11 protein-coding genes and 1 pseudogene are annotated in these 17,992 nt (G+C 37.6%); 10 read left to right on the forward strand and 2 right to left on the reverse strand.

The genetic code is table 11. The features are described from left to right. Positions 1-19 precede the first annotated feature (19 nt). The 5 genes from BLR36_RS00275 (at position 20) to BLR36_RS00295 (ending at position 10,111) form a co-directional block, all read left to right on the forward strand. Positions 20-4,558, forward strand: a complete 4,539-nt coding sequence (locus BLR36_RS00275) for an endonuclease (RefSeq protein WP_093059234.1) — start codon at positions 20-22, stop codon at positions 4,556-4,558. A gap of 528 nt (positions 4,559-5,086) precedes the next feature. Next, entirely contained in the window at positions 5,087-6,457 is a 1,371-nt protein-coding gene (locus BLR36_RS00280; RefSeq protein WP_093059236.1) for a phenylacetate--CoA ligase family protein, read from the forward strand. Between the two features lie 27 nt (positions 6,458-6,484). After that, complete coding sequence (locus BLR36_RS00285; protein ID WP_093059238.1) at positions 6,485-7,654, forward strand: CaiB/BaiF CoA transferase family protein; 1,170 nt, start codon at positions 6,485-6,487, stop codon at positions 7,652-7,654. A gap of 30 nt (positions 7,655-7,684) precedes the next feature. Beyond that, on the forward strand, positions 7,685-8,638 hold the full coding sequence (locus BLR36_RS00290; protein ID WP_093059240.1) for an amidohydrolase family protein: 954 nt from the start codon (positions 7,685-7,687) through the stop codon (positions 8,636-8,638). A 24-nt stretch (positions 8,639-8,662) separates the two neighbouring features. Beyond that, complete coding sequence (locus tag BLR36_RS00295; protein WP_093059242.1) at positions 8,663-10,111, forward strand: APC family permease; 1,449 nt, start codon at positions 8,663-8,665, stop codon at positions 10,109-10,111. 42 nt (positions 10,112-10,153) lie between these two features. On the opposite strand, the gene BLR36_RS00300 is transcribed toward BLR36_RS00295, so the two are convergent. Continuing rightward, on the reverse strand, positions 10,154-11,074 hold the full coding sequence (locus BLR36_RS00300) for a LysR family transcriptional regulator (protein WP_093059244.1): 921 nt from the start codon (positions 11,072-11,074) through the stop codon (positions 10,154-10,156). A 525-nt stretch (positions 11,075-11,599) separates the two neighbouring features. Here BLR36_RS00300 and BLR36_RS00305 point away from each other — a divergent pair. Genes BLR36_RS00305 through BLR36_RS00325 form a run of 5 tightly spaced genes read left to right on the forward strand, consistent with a single transcriptional unit; the run spans position 11,600 to position 17,645 of the window. Further along, positions 11,600-12,145, forward strand: a complete 546-nt coding sequence (locus BLR36_RS00305; protein ID WP_093059246.1) for a helix-turn-helix domain-containing protein — start codon at positions 11,600-11,602, stop codon at positions 12,143-12,145. 21 nt (positions 12,146-12,166) lie between these two features. Continuing rightward, on the forward strand, positions 12,167-14,227 hold the full coding sequence (locus tag BLR36_RS00310) for a hydantoinase/oxoprolinase family protein (RefSeq protein WP_093059248.1): 2,061 nt from the start codon (positions 12,167-12,169) through the stop codon (positions 14,225-14,227). Beyond that, entirely contained in the window at positions 14,211-15,944 is a 1,734-nt protein-coding gene (locus tag BLR36_RS00315; protein ID WP_093059251.1) for a hydantoinase B/oxoprolinase family protein, read from the forward strand. The genes BLR36_RS00310 and BLR36_RS00315 overlap by 17 nt, the downstream gene beginning before the upstream one ends. A gap of 18 nt (positions 15,945-15,962) precedes the next feature. After that, a complete protein-coding gene (locus BLR36_RS00320; protein ID WP_093059253.1) occupies positions 15,963-16,277 on the forward strand; it encodes a cupin domain-containing protein in 315 nt (104 codons plus the stop codon). 57 nt (positions 16,278-16,334) lie between these two features. After that, entirely contained in the window at positions 16,335-17,645 is a 1,311-nt protein-coding gene (locus BLR36_RS00325) for a purine-cytosine permease family protein (protein ID WP_093059256.1), read from the forward strand. A gap of 241 nt (positions 17,646-17,886) precedes the next feature. On the opposite strand, the pseudogene BLR36_RS19200 reads toward BLR36_RS00325, so the two are convergent. Beyond that, positions 17,887-17,985, reverse strand: a pseudogene (locus tag BLR36_RS19200) (hypothetical protein); the annotation flags it as partial. Between the last annotated feature and the right edge of the window lie 7 nt (positions 17,986-17,992).

Consider the following 17,992-nt stretch of genomic DNA (forward strand, 5'->3'; position numbering starts at 1 on the left):
ACAAAGGAGAATTGTATAGATGCGTAAAAGGAATTGGAAAAGGTCCATAAATGCTTTCTTATCTGCCAGTTTAGTAGCTAGTTTAGTATTTCCCGCATTGCCAACGAAAGCAGTAGCCGCAACAAATGCATCTGATTTAATCATTTCAGAATATATAGAAGGTAGCAGCTTTAACAAGGCAATCGAACTTTACAATGGAACAGGTACTGATGTTGATTTAAGTGCATACTCTCTGGTGCTTTATGCAAATGGCGCAACTGCATCTACTGTTAAATTGGATTTAACGGGCACACTGGAGAATGGCAGGACGTACGTACTTTATCATAAAGATGCGAATGCTGATATAAAAAGCAAGGGCAATCTTGAGAATAGTACTGTCATAAATTTTAATGGTGATGATGCACTTGTTTTGAAAAAAGGGGTAACAATTGTAGACTCTTTTGGACAAGTTGGAGTAGATCCAGGGACTAGCTGGAGCAAGAATGGCATAGTTACGGCGGATATGACTCTCATCCGTAAAAGTACCGTTACTTCTGGAGACATAATCTCCAACGACTCATTTGATCCATCGTTGGAGTGGGTTGCCCTTCCTAAAGACGATTCATCTAATCTAGGCTCTCACACAATGGACGGATCAGACCCTGGTGACCCAACAGATCCGGAATTACCGACAATTTTATCCCTGGCAGATGCTCGTTCCAAAGCTATAGGTGAAACAGTAACAATCAAAGCGATTGTAGCAGCAAACCTTAAAAATACCGTTTCTGTCCAAGATGAAACAGCAGGAATCGCAGTGCGCCCATCTAGTCTAGCTGCCAAACTAGGAGATGAAGTAACGTTAACTGGTAAACTTGCTGAATTCCGTGGTTTGCTTCAGTTAGACGGTGCAACGATTGTTGAAAAGAAAGAGAATGTTGGTGCTCCAATCCCGCAAGTAGTAACAGGTGCACAAGTAAATGAAGAGACAGAATCAGAACTTGTTCAAGCAAAGCAAATTACATTAACTGCAGTAAATGCAGGAAACTATACAGCGACAGATGGAACAACTCAGTTTATCGTTCGTGATGAAAACAGTTCACTAGGATTAGCTGTAGGGAAAACATACGAATCTATTACAGGTATTGTTCAACAGTTTGATGCAGATTATCAAATTATCCCTCGTTCAGTTTCAGATATCGTTGAGGATAGCTCCATCATTCAACCAGTAATAGCAAACCCGGGGAGTGGAACTTTTGTTGGAAGTACAACGGTTACATTATCCACAACTACGTCAAATTCAGAGATTTTTTACACAGTGGATGGAAAAGATCCAATAGAGTTTGGTGTAAAATATGTATCTCCAATTAATATCGCCAAAAATTCAACACTAAAAGCAGTTGTTAAAACACAAGATGGAACTTTCAGTGAAGTAAAGACTTTCGACTACACAATTACGGATAGCCTTCAAATTCACGATATTCAAGGGGCAGGGCACTTCACGTCATTTGACAATAAAACAGTAGAAGGTATTCAAGGAGTTGTTACTTACTCATTCGTGTTAAACGGTGCAACGTACTATCATATTCAAACGCCGGATGATTTAGCGGATGCCAATCCAAACACTTCCGAAGCCATTTTACTTTACAGTGGTACTAGCACATGGCCAATTCAAGTAGGAGATTTAGTATCTGTTACCGGTAGAGTAAGCGAATTTGCATACGACGGCTATACGGATCGTCAAACAACTGACTTGAAAACAACGCAAATCAATGTTCGTAATGACCAAGGTGGAAAAGTGACGGTCCTTAAAGGAGGCGTAGCTTTACCAGCTCCAATTATCATTGATGAAGCTAAAATGTCTCTAGCAAAAATTGATAGCGACAATCTTACCGTTTTCAATCCAACGGTGGATGCAATCGATTTCTGGGAAAGTATCGAAGGAATGCGCGTGCAAGTTGGAAATGTAAAAGCGGTAGCCCCTCAAGAGCATGGAGACTTGATTACCGTTTTGGAAAGCGCTCCAACGAACTCCCTGCATGGCGGAGTTTTATATGAAAAGGACAATCAAAACCCTAATCGCGTACAATTCCGTTTAGAACCCAATGGACCTGGGCGTGATTTCGAAGTAGCAACAGGCGATAAATTTAAAGGACCGATTACGGGAGTGGTAGGCTATTCATTCCAAAACTTTAAAATCTATGTTTCTTTAGACGAAATGAAAGCTGCTCACACAAAAGGGGCTGCAACACCAGAAAAAACAACTATTGTGAAAGCAGAAGACAAACTAACAATTGCATCATATAACTTAGAAAACTTTTCGAACAACAAAACATCAACTACAGACGACAAAGCACGTAAACTAGCAAGAGCAATTGCTACGGATATGCAGAGTCCTGATATTGTTGGTGTCACAGAAGTCCAAGATAATAATGGAGAAGGCACTGGAGATTCCAAGGCAGATCAAAGCTATGCAAGACTTATCACAGCGATTAAAGCTGCTGGCGGAGCTAACTACCAATATGTAAATATTGACCCAGAAAACAATGCAGACGGTGGTGCACCAAATGCGAATATTCGTGTTGGATTCCTCTATAATCCGGAACGGGTAAAATTAACAGAAGGTATTTCTGCTGGGAACGCGACTACTGCTGTTGGATATCAAGACGGCAAGCTGACACTAAACCCAGGTCGGATCGATCCAACAAATAGTGCATTTAACAGTAGCCGTAAACCTTTAGCTGCGCAATTTGATTTTAAAGGTGAAAGCGTCATCGTTATTGCGAATCATTGGAACTCTAAAAGTGGGGATACACCATTATTCGGTTCTATTCAACCACCAAAATACGATAGTGAAGTCCAACGTAAACAAATAGCAAAAATCGTTTCTGACTTTGTTGTAGATGTTAAGACGAAAAACCCGAATGCAAATGTTGTATCCTTAGGTGACTTTAACGATTATCAATTTGCCGATGCCCTTTTAATTCACGAAGGGGAACATATGACAAACATGATAAACAAAGTGGAAACGTCCGATCGATACACATATCTATATCAAGGAAATTCACAAGTACTAGATCATATTTTAGTGACGAAGAATTTAGAAAACAAAACGAAAATTGACATTCTTCATATCAATGCAGACTTTACCGATATGGCAGGACGTGCAAGTGACCATGATCCTGTAATGGTACAAATTGATTTATTGGCAAAAGAAGTTGTTACACCTATTACAGCTGAAAAGTTTTACAATATCAAAAATCTTCAAACAAAAAAACTAACTATTAGTAAACCTAGCGTTTCTATCACACTTGACGATGCTTCTGAAATCACGGAAGGCATTTTATTAATAAGTGATTACGCAGAATTCCATGGAGACGGATTTGCAGAGCAAGCTGTAACAATTAAACCAGATAATGCTGGTGCGATTATGGATTTCAAAGGCACAAACGTTCAAAAAGTGATTATTGATGGTCCGAACGTAAAAGAAATAAGAGGTGCCGAAAATATTCAAGAATATGAATTTATTAACGGTGCAGATAGCAAAAGCATAAAATTCTTCAATTCAAAAGGGGAGCCCATTGCGGCTCCTACCTTACCAGGTGAAAACCAAGCACCAATCGTAACAAAAAATATTCCAAGTCAAACAGTTAAAAGTGGAGACAGCCTTTCCATTCTATTAACAAATCATTTCGCAGACCCTGAAAAACAAGCACTAACGTTTACCTCCACTTTAGGGACGGTCGAAGGGGCTACGTTAAAATTAACACTTTCAGAAGGGAGTCATATTGTAGGTGTTACCGCTACAGATGGTGAAAAAAGTGTAACAACAAGCTTCAGCGTACTTGTAACTGCTGAGAGCACGCCATCAGATGACTATTATAAAGACGCTTTTGGAAAAGAGGGGCAAGCGTTAAAAGCAGCACTACATGAAATTATTGACGACCATACGCAGCTTTCTTATGACCAAGTATGGGAAGCATTACGTGAAACCGATGAGGATCCGAACAATAAAAACAACGTCATCTTGTTTTACTCGGGAGTTTCGCGTTCTAAAACTGCCAATGGTGGAAACGTAGGACAGTGGAACCGTGAGCACACATGGGCAAAATCCCATGGAGACTTCGGCACAACTAAAGGACCTGGAACAGATATCCACCATCTTAGACCTACTGACGTACAAGTAAATAGCGCCAGAGGAAACTTAGATTTTGATAACGGTGGCTCCGCAATTAGTGGATGTAATGGATGTAAAAAAACATCTAATTCTTTCGAAGCACCAGATCGTGTAAAGGGTGACGTGGCACGGATTTTATTTTACATGGCAACACGCTATGAACAAGGAGATAAAGTAGACCTAGAACTAAACGAAAAACTAGGTAACGGAAGCGCACCATACCACGGAAAGCTTTCGACATTACTAAAATGGCACGAGCAAGACCCTGTCGATGAATTCGAACGCAATCGCAATAACACCATTCAAAAATGGCAAGGCAACCGCAACCCATTCATCGACCACCCAGAGTGGGTAAACCTAATTTGGCAACAAGCGGGCTCTTCTGAAATTCAAAAAGCTTCTTAACACAATTAAACTCTCCTTTTGTCCATTCGGACGAAAGGAGAGTTTAATTTTTGTTGATAGAATTGGGATAAACTGCCGTTCCGCGAGTAAAACAACGTGTAGCGAGAGTAACTAGCCTGGCACCGAGAGTAAACTCTCCCGCTACGAGAGTACCTCTACAAGAAGAGAGAGTATTCGTTAACCGAGCGAGAGTAAATCCTACCTAAGAAGAAGCTACTATAGGTAGTCTCTAATATCTTCAGTAATCTCCAAGCAAAGATAGTAGCACTCATCACTTGGCTGGTGGGTGCTATTTTGATGTGTGCGAAAACATATCCTTGTTTATAGAAAATTTTAAGGTACTCTCCAATCGTCGAACTTGTAATATTTCTTACAGGGTTTTTATTTCTTAATCTATAAATTCGAATTGTTCTTTTCATTCATTAATTTTACTTATAGTACCATTAATTTTTTGAAGTACTCAATATCAACAAGTCATCGTATGATTAAACTATTAATTCAGAAAAGCAGAAAGGAGATAATGAGACAATGACAGTTATGGTTCAAAATCAGCGCAGGGTAAAGTATGCAACAGATAAGCTTAATAAGATGTCAGCAGAAGAAATTAAAGAATACCAAGAGTTATTACTTCAAAAGCAACTAAGGAGAGCAGTTCGAAATTCCTCCTACTATCGTAATATATTTAAAGACTTGGGAATTCGACCAGAAGATATTCTAACTTTAGAGGATTACCGGGAGTTACCAGTTTTTATGAATAAGGAGTTAGAAAGAGAGAGTCAGCGTCGTTCTTTGGAGGAAAATGGTCATCCTTTTGGAACTCATTTATTATGCCGCCCGGACGAAGTTGCATTTACGGGAACTACAAGTGGTACATCCGGAACACCTACATTTACTTACACGTACACCGCTCAGGATGTTCAAACGATGAATGAATACATTCGTAATATGTTAGAGTATGGTGGTATTTATGAAGGGGATCGATTGTTATTTAGTCATTCATTGGGCATATATGCTACTTCTTCTATTTTGTTTGGAGTAAGGGAGCATGGGGTGCTACCAATTGACGTAGATGTACGGGCAGGTAGTCAGATGATCTTAAAATACACACAATTGACTCAACCGAATGGTGCAATGATGACTCCTTCTTTAGCAGAGCATTTAATCGACAAAGCGCCCACTTTAATAGGAAAGGGCGTAGATAGTTTTAACTTACAGGCATTATTTACAGTTGGAGAAATTGGAATTGGAATTCCAGAAATTAAACATAAAATTGAAACCGCTTACAATTGTAGGGTGTATGACTACTTAGGCGAGATTGGTTTTTCATGTGATTCCGATACTTATTATGGAATTCATTGTGTATCGCCGGATCTAGGTTTATTCACAGAGGATATTGTGGACCCGGAGACAAGAAAACCAATTGAGTTAAAAAATGGTGTTGTTGGTGAAGTGATCATGACGGAATTACGAATTATAGGACTCCCACGTATTAAGTATGCTACTGGTGACTTAATAGAAGTATCAACAGAGCCATGTCCAGGTTGTGGATTTACAGGACATCGAGTGAGGGTTGTTGGGCGCTCAGATGATTTATTGATTGTCAAAGGTGTCAATGTTTACCCATCTGCTATAAAAAATATATTAACTAAGTTTCCATCAGAGTTAACAGGTGAATTTCGTGTAGTTTTAGAAAGTCCTCCACCACGAGTTATTCCACCACTGTTACTGAAGATTGAATTTGCTTCTGGAATAACAGAAAGTGATTTACATTATATCGAAGAAAAGGTATTGCATGCACTTCATCAGAAATTACGTATTACACCGAGTATTGAGTGGTGTAAGCCAGGGACATTAGAAAAACAATTAACTAAAACATCTTTGTTTGAGAGAAGGTATTAGAAGCATAAATGATAGGAGAAAAAGAAAATGAAAAAACCATTAGAAGGAATAAAGATATTAGATTTAACTTGGATATTTTCAGGACCTTTCTCTACTATGTTACTGCAGGATTTAGGTGCGGAAGTAGTGAAAATAGAAATGCCTGGAATTGGAGATAAGACTCGATATTTCCCTCCTTTTAAGAATAATGAAAGTGGTTATTTCTATATGTTAAACAGAGACAAAAAATCTGTTGCACTTGATTTAAAAACTCCTGAGAATCAACAAACTTTTAAAGAATTGGTAAAAAGTTTTGATATTGTAGTTGAAAATTTTACACCAGGTACGATGGCCAAGATGAAACTGGACTATGAATCTTTACGAGAGGAAAATCCTTCGCTAATCTACGCATCTATTTCAGGATTTGGTAGTTATGGAACGGATTCAAACTTGCCAAGCATTGACCCTATTGCACAAGCAATGGGAGGTTTAATGGGCCTCACTGGTGAAGTTGGAAGAGCACCACAGAAGACCGGACCAGGAATTACGGATGGAATAGCTGGAATATATTTAGCTCTAGGAATTGTTAGTGCATTATACGAAAGAGAGCAAACAGGTCTTGGACAAGAAATTGAAGTAAGTATGCAAGAAGGCGTAGTTTCTTTGCTTGAAGATGCTGTAATTCGTATAAGTATGACCGGAGAAACTCTAAAACCAAAGGGAAACATAGATGCCTTTGGTGCTCCTTGGGATTCTTTTAAAACAAAAGATCATAAATGGGTGATGATTTGTGCATTAGATAGTAAACAATTTGAAACGTGTTTCCAACTGATTGGAAGATCTGATCTTGCTGAGGAGTTTGCAGGTGATACAAATAAAGCCAATAAAAAAAGATCTGAGCAATTGGAATTGCTAAATAGTGTCTTTGGTGAATGGGTTCTACAGCAATCCGCAGGACAGATAACTGAAATACTCCGAGAAAAAGGGATTCTCGTTGGAGAAGTTAAAACAGTAAATGAGTTATTAGAGGATCAACATTTGAAGGATCGAAAGATGTTTTCTATTTTACAACATGACTCCTTAGGTACAATTCAAATTGCCAATTCTCCAATATTGTTTAATAAACATCGTCATAGCTCTATTCAAGATAATAATGTACGAACCGCTAAAATTGGGGAGCATACATCAGAAATATTAGAAAAATACTTAAAAAAGTAATGATTATTAATAATAAGGGAGATGTTTTGTGTGAAGATAGATTGTTCCAATACACTACCAGAATTTATTATTGAGGGATTTTCAAACCCAGGTCCAGAAAATGAAGGTTATCTAAAAGTATTTGGTCCTAGATGGGCAGAAATGGTAGGCTGGACAAAACAAGAATTTTTTGACAAAGTAGAACACAATAAAATTGATAAAGTAGTTAATGAGATTATGATAGAAATGGAAAAGCAGTTTTCTATGGAAAACTTTATCAAACAATTAGATGAAGCTGGAATCGCTTATCATGCTATTCATAATATGGATTATGGAAGAAATGGAGATGAGGAACCAGCAGATCATGATTATGTGGCTAGTATTCTTGCAAAATATCCTGATAAATTCTTTGGATTTGCTGGATTTAATCCCCATAAAGGAGTTAAGAGTCTAAAGGTCGTTCGGAAGGCTTTGACAGAACAAGGCTATAAAGCTGTGGTGTTACCACCATACGAACATGGGGTACCGGCAAATGATCGTAGATATTATCCGCTTTATGCATTGTGTGAAGAGTTAGACATACCAATATGGATTCATACTTCTATCAATTACTTTAAGGATACTTCCCTTTATATTGATCACCCTTCTAATTTAGAGCAGCCCTTGACAGATTTTAAAAATCTAAAAATCATTGCTGGTCATGGGGGATGGCCATGGGTAAATGATATGGTAGGTATGCTATTAAAATATGAAAATCTCTATGTTGATACTTCTGCATTTCGTCCTAAATACGTAGCTGAGAAAAATACAGGATGGGATATGTACATGTATTACGCAGACAATATGTTACAAAACAAAATCCTTTTTGCTACTGATTGGTTAACAATGGGACTCCCAATTTCGGAGGTCATAAAAGAAGTAGAAGCATGGCCACTAAGGGATTCTGTTAGAAGTAAGTATTATTGGGAAAATGCGAATAAATTGTTCAAATTAAATCTTGAATAATAAAGCAAAAGGGGAAATGAGCTTATGCAAAAAGGTATATCCGGTAATTCATCTCCAAATAATAATACAGTTTCTTTAAACAAATCATTATCAAAATGGGATTTACTTTCAATAGGAATCGGTGCTGTAATTGGTTGGTCGTGGGTAATTTATGGTGGCGTTTGGACAACAGTTCCCGGCAGTATGGGAGGGGTTCTAGCGTTCCTGATAGGAGGAATTTTATGTACTTTCATAGGGCTTACTTATGCAGAACTGTCTTCAGCACTTCCTTATGCTGGCGGAGATATTATTTATACCTATGAAGGGATTGGTCCAAAGTGGGCTTACTTTTCAGGGGCAATGCTAACCATCATATTTGCGGGTTTAATAATTATTGAAACAATTATGTTACCTTTAATGCTTGTTGCGCTAGGTTTTCCAGTTCCCCAATTTGTGCCACTTTACACTTTGGGAGGAGAAGTTGTTTATTTATCTTATATTATACTTTCTATCATAGTAAATCTATTTTTTGCATTAATGAATTATAGAGGAATAGAATTTTCAAAAGTTTTTCAAACAATAACAGTTGCTGTACTGTTATTTGCCTCTATCTTTTATGTTGGAAGTGGTATTATTCTTGGTAACGCTGATAACGCAAAACCATTCTTCACGGGATTCCAAGGTCTGTCTCTTACACTTTTAATGGTGCCTAGCTTTCTAATGGGGTTTAATGCGATTGCTCAAGCAGCAGAGGAAACATCGATTAAGGCATCTCTAATAGGGAAAATAGTGATAATCACAGTTTGGGCTAGTGTGCTTTTCTATATCTTTATCATAATTGGGACGGCATTTGGTGCTGATAGTCAATTGCGTGAAAGTGCAAATATAGTAGTTCTTGATTCATTATTGGCACTCTATCCAACATCATCGATTCCCATGTTATTTGTTGCAATAGCATCTTTAATTGGATTACTGACTTCTTGGAATGCAGCTTATATTGCCGCAAGTAGAGTACTTTTAAGTATGGGTAGAGGAGAATATATTCCCGTAAAATTTGCAAAAATCCATCCCAAATATAAAACTCCCGGCTTAGCAACTATGTTTTTATTTGTTATTAGTAGTTTCGGGGCATTCCTTGGAACAAGTACACAAATATTTGGAAGCCTTGTGAATGTAGTAGGATTTTTTGCAGTATTTTCTTGGTTGCTCGTTACGATCGCTTTTGTTCGACTTAGAAAGTTACAGCCGAACCTAGATCGACCTTACCGTGTGAGAAATGCTAACTTAATTGGTTTTATGGCAATTGGCTCTTTGATATTCTATATGTTCCTCTATACTCCTTTTAATCCTTTAGGCGGGTTAACTTTTGCTGAATTAATGATAACTGTAGGTATTTTAGTTGCGATTATAGTTATTTACTTCAAATATGTTCACTTCTCTTCAGTGGATGAAAAGTACAGAAAGTCTCAGCTTTTTGGTGGTTTAGACAAATAAACAACAAGCACTCAATTGCACTGTCATTGAGTGCTTTTCTTGTTAAAGGATTTGTTCATATTTCCATTCGGTGATGTAAGTTGACAGTGATTTAACTATTTCAGCTTTCTCTGGTGAAAAGTATTTTTTAGTGGAGTAGATTAATCCGAGCGAAGTTTTTGGTAGACCCAAATCAAGTAATGGAATGGCAACCACTTGTCCTGACATAATATCAGGATTACTATAAAGTTCGTTTTCAGTTTCAATTGTGATTGCAGTACCTTTTGCAATAGTTGCTCGTAAAGTATCTGTATTATTGGACTTAAATAATAAATGTAATTTACCATTTCTATCCACATAATTTGATAGAAACCAATTCATAAACTCGCCATTGTGCATCACGAAAGGCTCGCTGGCTATATCTTCATACTTCGCATAGGTTTTTTCAGAAAGGGGGGAATCTTTAGAAACAAGTACATAAAATTTAATATCCATTAATGGTTGAATATTTATAGAATGATGTGGTTTCATCGTTTTTTCGTAAAGAACAATAAGACTAATATCCAATTCATGATTGATGACCGATTCTCTTAATGCGAGTGAACTATTTTCAATATATTCAATATCCAAAAAAGGAAACTTTTTTTGAAAGGACAGTAACGCAGGAGTTAAAAAATGTAAGTGTAATCCTGCAACAGTTCCAATCGATAATTTTTTGTTTAATTGATTACTTTTATTAGATTTCTCATTCATTTCGTCTACAATTTTTATGATTTGTTCTGCACGGTTCAGAAAAAACGGCGCATCTTTTGTTGGAACCACACCATTTCTAGAGCGAGTGAATAAGGAAAGTCCAAGTTCAACCTCTAATTTAGAAATAGATTGACTAATCGCAGATTGAGAAATATAAAGTTCCTCAGCAGCTTTTGTGAGGGATCGAAACTTATTGGCATAAATTATATGTAATAATTGTTCAAGCTGCATTTACAATTCTCCTATCTCAATAGATTAATTGTCACAATAATAAGATTATTAAAATTATACTATATTTTTATTGTGATAAGGCAATTTTATAATTATTTTCTTATAATAGTAGCTGGTACCTTTCACTATTCAGTAGCTAAGTTAATATACTTGGCTACTGTTTTTATTTGCTCTAAAAATAAAACTCGCCGGACTGTAAAGCTTCAAATGCTTCAAATATTCTTGGATGACGAATTCTTGGTTCGTTTACTAATAATTAAATTAGGGAGCCATCATCGTAAACATACTTAGGATTAATTGAACGATAAGGAGACTAATCGATCCTTATCAATGATGTTTTATTCTACCCATAACTATTTCCTCTAAGTTCTAGACATTTCTTCTATTTTCTAAATCATTGAGATTTCTATAAAGTTTTAATTTTAATATTAACTGATAATTATAAATAGTCATTCCATTCTTGAAATTTTTATGTTATAGTCATAATCATTACACATATACTGTAATTTAATAAGGGGTGTTTGAATGGATGATATTCATCTGAAGATCAAGGAGTTAAGGCAAGAGAAAAATTTAACGCTAAAGGATTTAAGTGAGCAGACAGGTCTTTCTTTAAGTTTTTTATCCCAAATTGAACGAGGTGCATCCTCCTTATCGATTACATCTTTAAAGAAAATATCAGATGCTTTGAATATTCATATGAACTATTTTTTTCTTGAAAATAATGATAATCAACGGTTTGTTGTTCGAAAGGAGGAACAGCATAGTTTTACTACAAATTTAGGTAGCCAAATTTATACCAGAATGTCTGGAACATTTGCTGGACGAAAGCTGGAGCCATTGACTGTGACATTGCCACCTAATATGAAGGAAGATCATCCTTATAGTCACAATGGTGAAGAGTTTTATTTTGTGCTAGTTGGTGAAGTTGTTTTTTATATTAATAATGAGAAGTTTCATTTATATGAGGGGGATACTATTCATTTCCCATCTAGTCTTAGTCACCAATGGGAGAACCCGCTTGAAACAGAATCGGTCGTGTTAAGTGTGGTAACCCCAATTATATTTTAACTAAATAGGAGAGTGATCAATGTGAGAGTTGCTACAGATATAGGCGGCACATTTACAGATTTAGTATATGTAGATGACAATGGAAATTTTGGAATTGCAAAAAGTAATACGACTCCTCCCCATTTCGAAAAAGGTGTATTGGATGTTATTAAGAAAAGTGGAGTTGATAAGTACCCGCTTACGATGTTTATCCACGGTACTACCGTAATCATAAACTCCTTAACAGAAAGAAAAGGTGCGAAAACTGCATTAATAACAACAAAAGGCTTCCGTGATGTACTTGAAATTGCTAGAGGGAATCGGCCAGATTTATTCAATGTTAAATATGACAAGCCCAAACCATTTGTGGAACGTTATTTACGCAAGGAAGTTAGTGAACGTTTGAATTACAAAGGGGAAGTTTTAAGCGAGTTAAACTTGGATGAAGTGAAAGAGGCTGTTGAATTCTTTAAAGCAGAAGGAGTAGAAGCGATTGCGGTTTCATACCTTCATTCTTATGTGAATCCTTCCCATGAAAAACAAACAGTTCAATTTATTAAAGAGATTTGGCCAGAAGTGAAAGTTACTGCATCTAGTGATATTACACAAGAATGGCGGGAATACGAAAGAACGAATACGGCGGTGTTGAATGCATATGTACAACCAGCTGCAACTACATATATTGATAATTTGGAGCAACAATTATCTGAACAAGTCAATATTGAGCAGCGTTATATTATGCAATCCAACGGAGGGACGACCAAGTTTGCAAAAGCGAAGGAATCTCCTATTAATATGGTAGAATCCGGACCAGTTGCAGGTATCCTTGGTGCAGCTGTATTAGGAGAAATAATCGGCGAGAAGAATATCATTGCTTTCGACATTGGTGGAACAACGGCGAAATGTTCCCTTATCGAAAATGGAGAAGTTAAAGTTTCGACTGACTATTATATCGAAAAAGATAGTCGAAATGCAGGATACCCAATAAAAACGCCAGTTGTAGATATCGTCGAAATTGGAAATGGCGGTGGTTCTATTGCATGGATTGATGAAGCTGGTTCCTTGAAGGTTGGACCACAGTCAGCTGGCGCAAGTCCAGGTCCTGTTGCATATGGTCAAGGCGGAACAGAACCAACCACTACAGATGCTAATCTTTTAACAGGTAGACTTTCATCTTCCAATTTTGATTATGACGTTAATTTAGAAAAAGTGAAGTCTGCTATTTCATCAAAAATTGGAGATCACTTTCAGATATCAGCAGAAGAAGCCGCACTTGGTATTATTCGAATTGCAAACTCAAATATGTTAAATGCTTTAAAACTAATTTCTATTCGAAAAGGGCATAATCCGCAAGATTTTACCTTGCTCGCATTTGGCGGTGGTGGATCGATGCATGCACCAGCACTTGCTTTGGAATTAGGAGTAAAGAAAGTAGTTATTCCTGTTGCATCACCCGTATTTTCTGCTTGGGGAATGCTGATGACAGATCTTCGCCATGATTATATCCAAACGTATATCAAACGCATGAATGAATTGACTATAGAAGAGATTAATCAGCAATGGTCGGAAATCGAAAAAAATGCGTTCCAACACTTTGAAGAAGAGGGAATGGAAGCGAGTAATGTAGAATTCCAACGATTTGCGGATATGCGCTATTTAGGGCAAGAACATACGGTGAAGGTGCCCGTTTCTAACGGGGATTGGTCAGAATTAGAAAAACAACAAGCAATTGCAGATTTCCACCAATTGCATGAGAAAAATTTTACGTTCAATCTACCAGAAGCTCAGACAGAAATAGTTAATATTCATGTGACTGCCTTTGGAAAAGTTCCTAAACCAAAGCTCACAAAGTTAGAACGTTTAGGAACATTAGAAGAAGCGAAAAAAGAAAATAGAAATGTTTATTACGAAGAGGATGGTTGGGTGGATACTCCAATTTATGACCGTGATAAATTACCACCAGGAGCAATAGTACAAGGTCCAGCAATCGTGGAAGAAAAAGCTGCTGTAACGGTTATATATAAGCAACAAAAACTCTACCTAGATGATTACGGCAACATTATCATTGAAAAGGGGGAAAACTTAGATGACAACAACAACTAAGCTAGATCCATTCACACTTGAGATTGTAAAAGACTCTCTATTATCCGCTGGGGATGAGATGTTCGTTGCATTAGCGCGTACTTCTATGAGTCCAATTATATATGAAGTATTGGATTATGCGAGTGGTTTAACAGATGCACATGGAAATTTATTGACACAAGGAAATGGTGTAACAGGGTTCATTGGTATGCTGACGTTTATGGTAAAAGAGACATTAAATAAATACCCTGGAGAGAAATTAAAAGAGGGAGATATCATTATTATTAATGACCCTTACCAAGGAGGGGGCTCCCATTTATCAGATGTTGGTCTTGTGATGCCTATTTTCTATAAAGGTGAACTTGTTGCTTTTTCTGCAAACAAAGCTCACTGGACTGAAGTAGGTGGGAAAGACCCAGGTTCCTTTACGAATGATTCAGTAGATATCTTTCAGGAGGGTCTTCAATTTTCCTGTATTAAGCTTTATGACGAAGGGAAATTAAATGAAGGAATAGTAGAAATTATCCGCTCTAATGTTCGATTCCCTGACTTATCATTAGGAGATATGTTTGCTCAAGTAGCTGCTCTTCGAACAGGAGATCGACGAGTAAGAGAATTATGTGAAAAGCATTCTATAGAAACTATCCTAGCAGCTATTGAATACCACTTAGAGCACGGGGAAGCTATTTCTCGTCAAGAGTTGAAGAAACTTCCGAAAGGTGAATTCTATGCGGAGGACTTTATTGATACAGATGGAATTGGCAATGGACCTTTCCCTATTAAAGTAAAGGTTACTATAACGGATGATGAGTTTATATGTGATTTTAGAGGGAGCTCACCGCAAGTTCCTGGTCCGATGAACTGTTCTTATACGGGGCTTGTATCTGCTGTCCGTGCAATTTTCCTAGCTATTACAAACCCTGACCAAGATGTAAATGATGGGGTATTTCGACCATTAAAAATTATCGTGGATCCAAAATCTATTATGTCTGCAGAACGTCCTGTCCCTGTTTCCAATTACTTTGAAACACTACTTGGCAGTTTAGATTTAGTTTGGAAAGCAATGGCTCCACATATTCCTACTCGCTTGAATGCAGGACAATTTTTATCGGTATGTGCTGTAACATTGTCGGGTAACCATCAAGATACCCAAGAACCATTTCTAATTGTGGAACCATCTGTAGGAGGCTGGGGAGGTTCTATCGATAAAGACGGTGCATCTGGGCAATTCTGTTTTTCCGATGGTGAAACCTACAATGTACCTGTAGAGGTTGCGGAGACTAGGTATGGAGTATTACTTGATGAATATAGTCTTCGACAAGACGGCAATGGAGCGGGTGCCGGGAAATTTGTTGGTGGGAAAGGTGTTATTCGCTCCTACCGCGCACTTTCTGATGGACAAGCGGTAACGGTGACATTTGGTCGTAATAAGTTTTTACCTTGGGGAATTGACAAGGGGAATCAAGGTTCCCCAAATGAATTTTACGTAAAAAAATCTACAGGAGAAGTAGATGGACCTTACGGAGTTTATCCACGCTATAAGTTGAATACAAATGATGTGGTTCAACTCATGACTGGTACCGGTGGAGGTTACGGAGATCCACTAGAGCGCCCCGCCGCTCAAGTTGCGTCAGACGTGAAAAATGGTTACTTTTCAATAGATGAGGCTCGCAAGTATTTCTTAGTAGATGTAAATGAAGATACATTCGAATATCAAGAATTACCTGGCAGAAGATAAATAAAGGAGATTTTTCAAATGAAAAAACAAACACCGCAAGTAACTAACGAAATTGTACAAAACTTATTTCATGATCAATATCCAAATACAGAAGTAAAGTTTGGATATGTATCTGTTCCAGTGGGAGAAAGATTACCAAAAGAAGGAACGAATGCACATGAGGAGCAAGAATACTCTTATATGCTAAGAGGAACTCTACGAGGTGTTTCCGGTGGTGAACCTTATGAAATAAGTGCTGGAGAAGCGTCATTAATCCCAGCGGGCGAACAACATTGGTGTATTAATGATGGAGACGAGCCAGTAGAATTAGTATTTGCATTAGTAAAGGGATAATAAACCGTCGGGGGGGGGGGGGGAACCCCCCCACTATATAAAAAAGGGGTGTTATAAATGGAGAATCATAAATCGGAAGAAAAAACATCATTTTTAGGAAACGATCCGGCCTTATCGGCTATTCCAGAAAAAGATCGTCAGCATTGGATTACACCAACGATGATTTTCGGTGGACTAGAATTTACGATTCCAGTATTAATGGTAGGAGCAGCATTAACTGCGAGCTTCGGTTTAAGTAAAATACTATTTATTCTGATCGTTGCATTATTTGGGTTTCAATGGGTTGGTAACACTTTGGCAGGATATATGGGTGCAAAAACTGGTAGATCTTCTTCCGTTATTGCTAAAACGAGCTTCGGGTCCCTTCAAGCAAAAGTTATCGTTGGATTAACAATCTTTGTTGTATCACTTGGTTGGTGGGCACTACAAACTGCAGTTGCTGGTAATGCGATGTCTGCCATGTTTGGTATCGATTATGAAACGAACTGGATTGGATGGGCAATTATAACAACTATTGCCGGACTTTTATTCGCAGCACCTTCTATTATAGGATATGGTTCGATGAAATGGACCGACTATCTTGCTGTACCATCCGGACTAATTTTGATCATTGGTGGGATTTATCTTGCTTTGAAAAACACAGGGTGGGAAACAATAACATCTTGGAATCCTGAACCTACGATGACTATTTTTGCTGCTATCAGTTTAGTTATTGGTGTGAATGTTTCGCAATGGGTTATCGCATCTGACTATACTCGGTATGCAAAACCTACTTGGAGAGATAACTGGATAATTCCAAGTGGTATCGTATTAATTGGATTTCCGTTATTTATAGTAGGAGCAATTATGTCTGTTGGAGTTGGGGACCCGGATATTGTTAATGTCATGATGAATCTTGGCTTTCCAGTATGGGGCTTTCTTATTCTTTGGTTAGCAACTTGGACGTCCCAACTAGTAAACAACTATAGTATGGGTCTTGCATTAGCAAACGTATTAAATGTAAATTCCGGTAAAGGACGTGCCTTTCTTACATTAATCGGCACAATTATAGCGATTGTCATCGCATTAATGGGTATTTTAGAATATTTTATGGACTTCTTATACTTAACAGCACTTTTGTATCCAGCAATCGCGGGTGTTATGATGGGTGATTTTTTCTTCATTCGCAGACAGCAATGGAAAGACATCCCAGGATGGAACTGGATGGCTACTATTGCAGTAGTTGCAGGGATTACAATAGGTTACATCACACAATATATTAGCCCAATGGGATTACCTGCCGTTCAATCTCTATTAGTTTCCATCGCAGTATATATTATTGCCATGAAAGTTAAAAAGAAAGTAGCACCAGACCGTTTTACTGTTTGAGAGATTGGTTAATAGGTAAATAGAAGATATACAGATGAACCAATTAAAAAGAGAGAGTTGCTATGGCAACTCTCTCTTTAGTCTTGTAGCATCCCAAGCATAGGTTTTATACTTTTTTCATGAAGCTTCATAAAGTCATTAAGTGAATAACAACCAAACATCATCTCGGGTCAGTAGGTTTCGAACGTCGAATAGATATTCATCTCCGCACCTGTGATGGAAAGTCGCTACATTCGCTCGGTCAAGACCATCCGGAATATATAGTGCCTTGGTCTCCCATCATGGCGTGACGGATATCATAACATACCCCGAGGACGCGTAATCGAACCGCTTCATAGTTTTTATTT

Source organism: Psychrobacillus sp. OK028 (genome assembly GCF_900103605.1).
Taxonomy (GTDB): Bacteria; Bacillota; Bacilli; order Bacillales_A; family Planococcaceae; genus Psychrobacillus.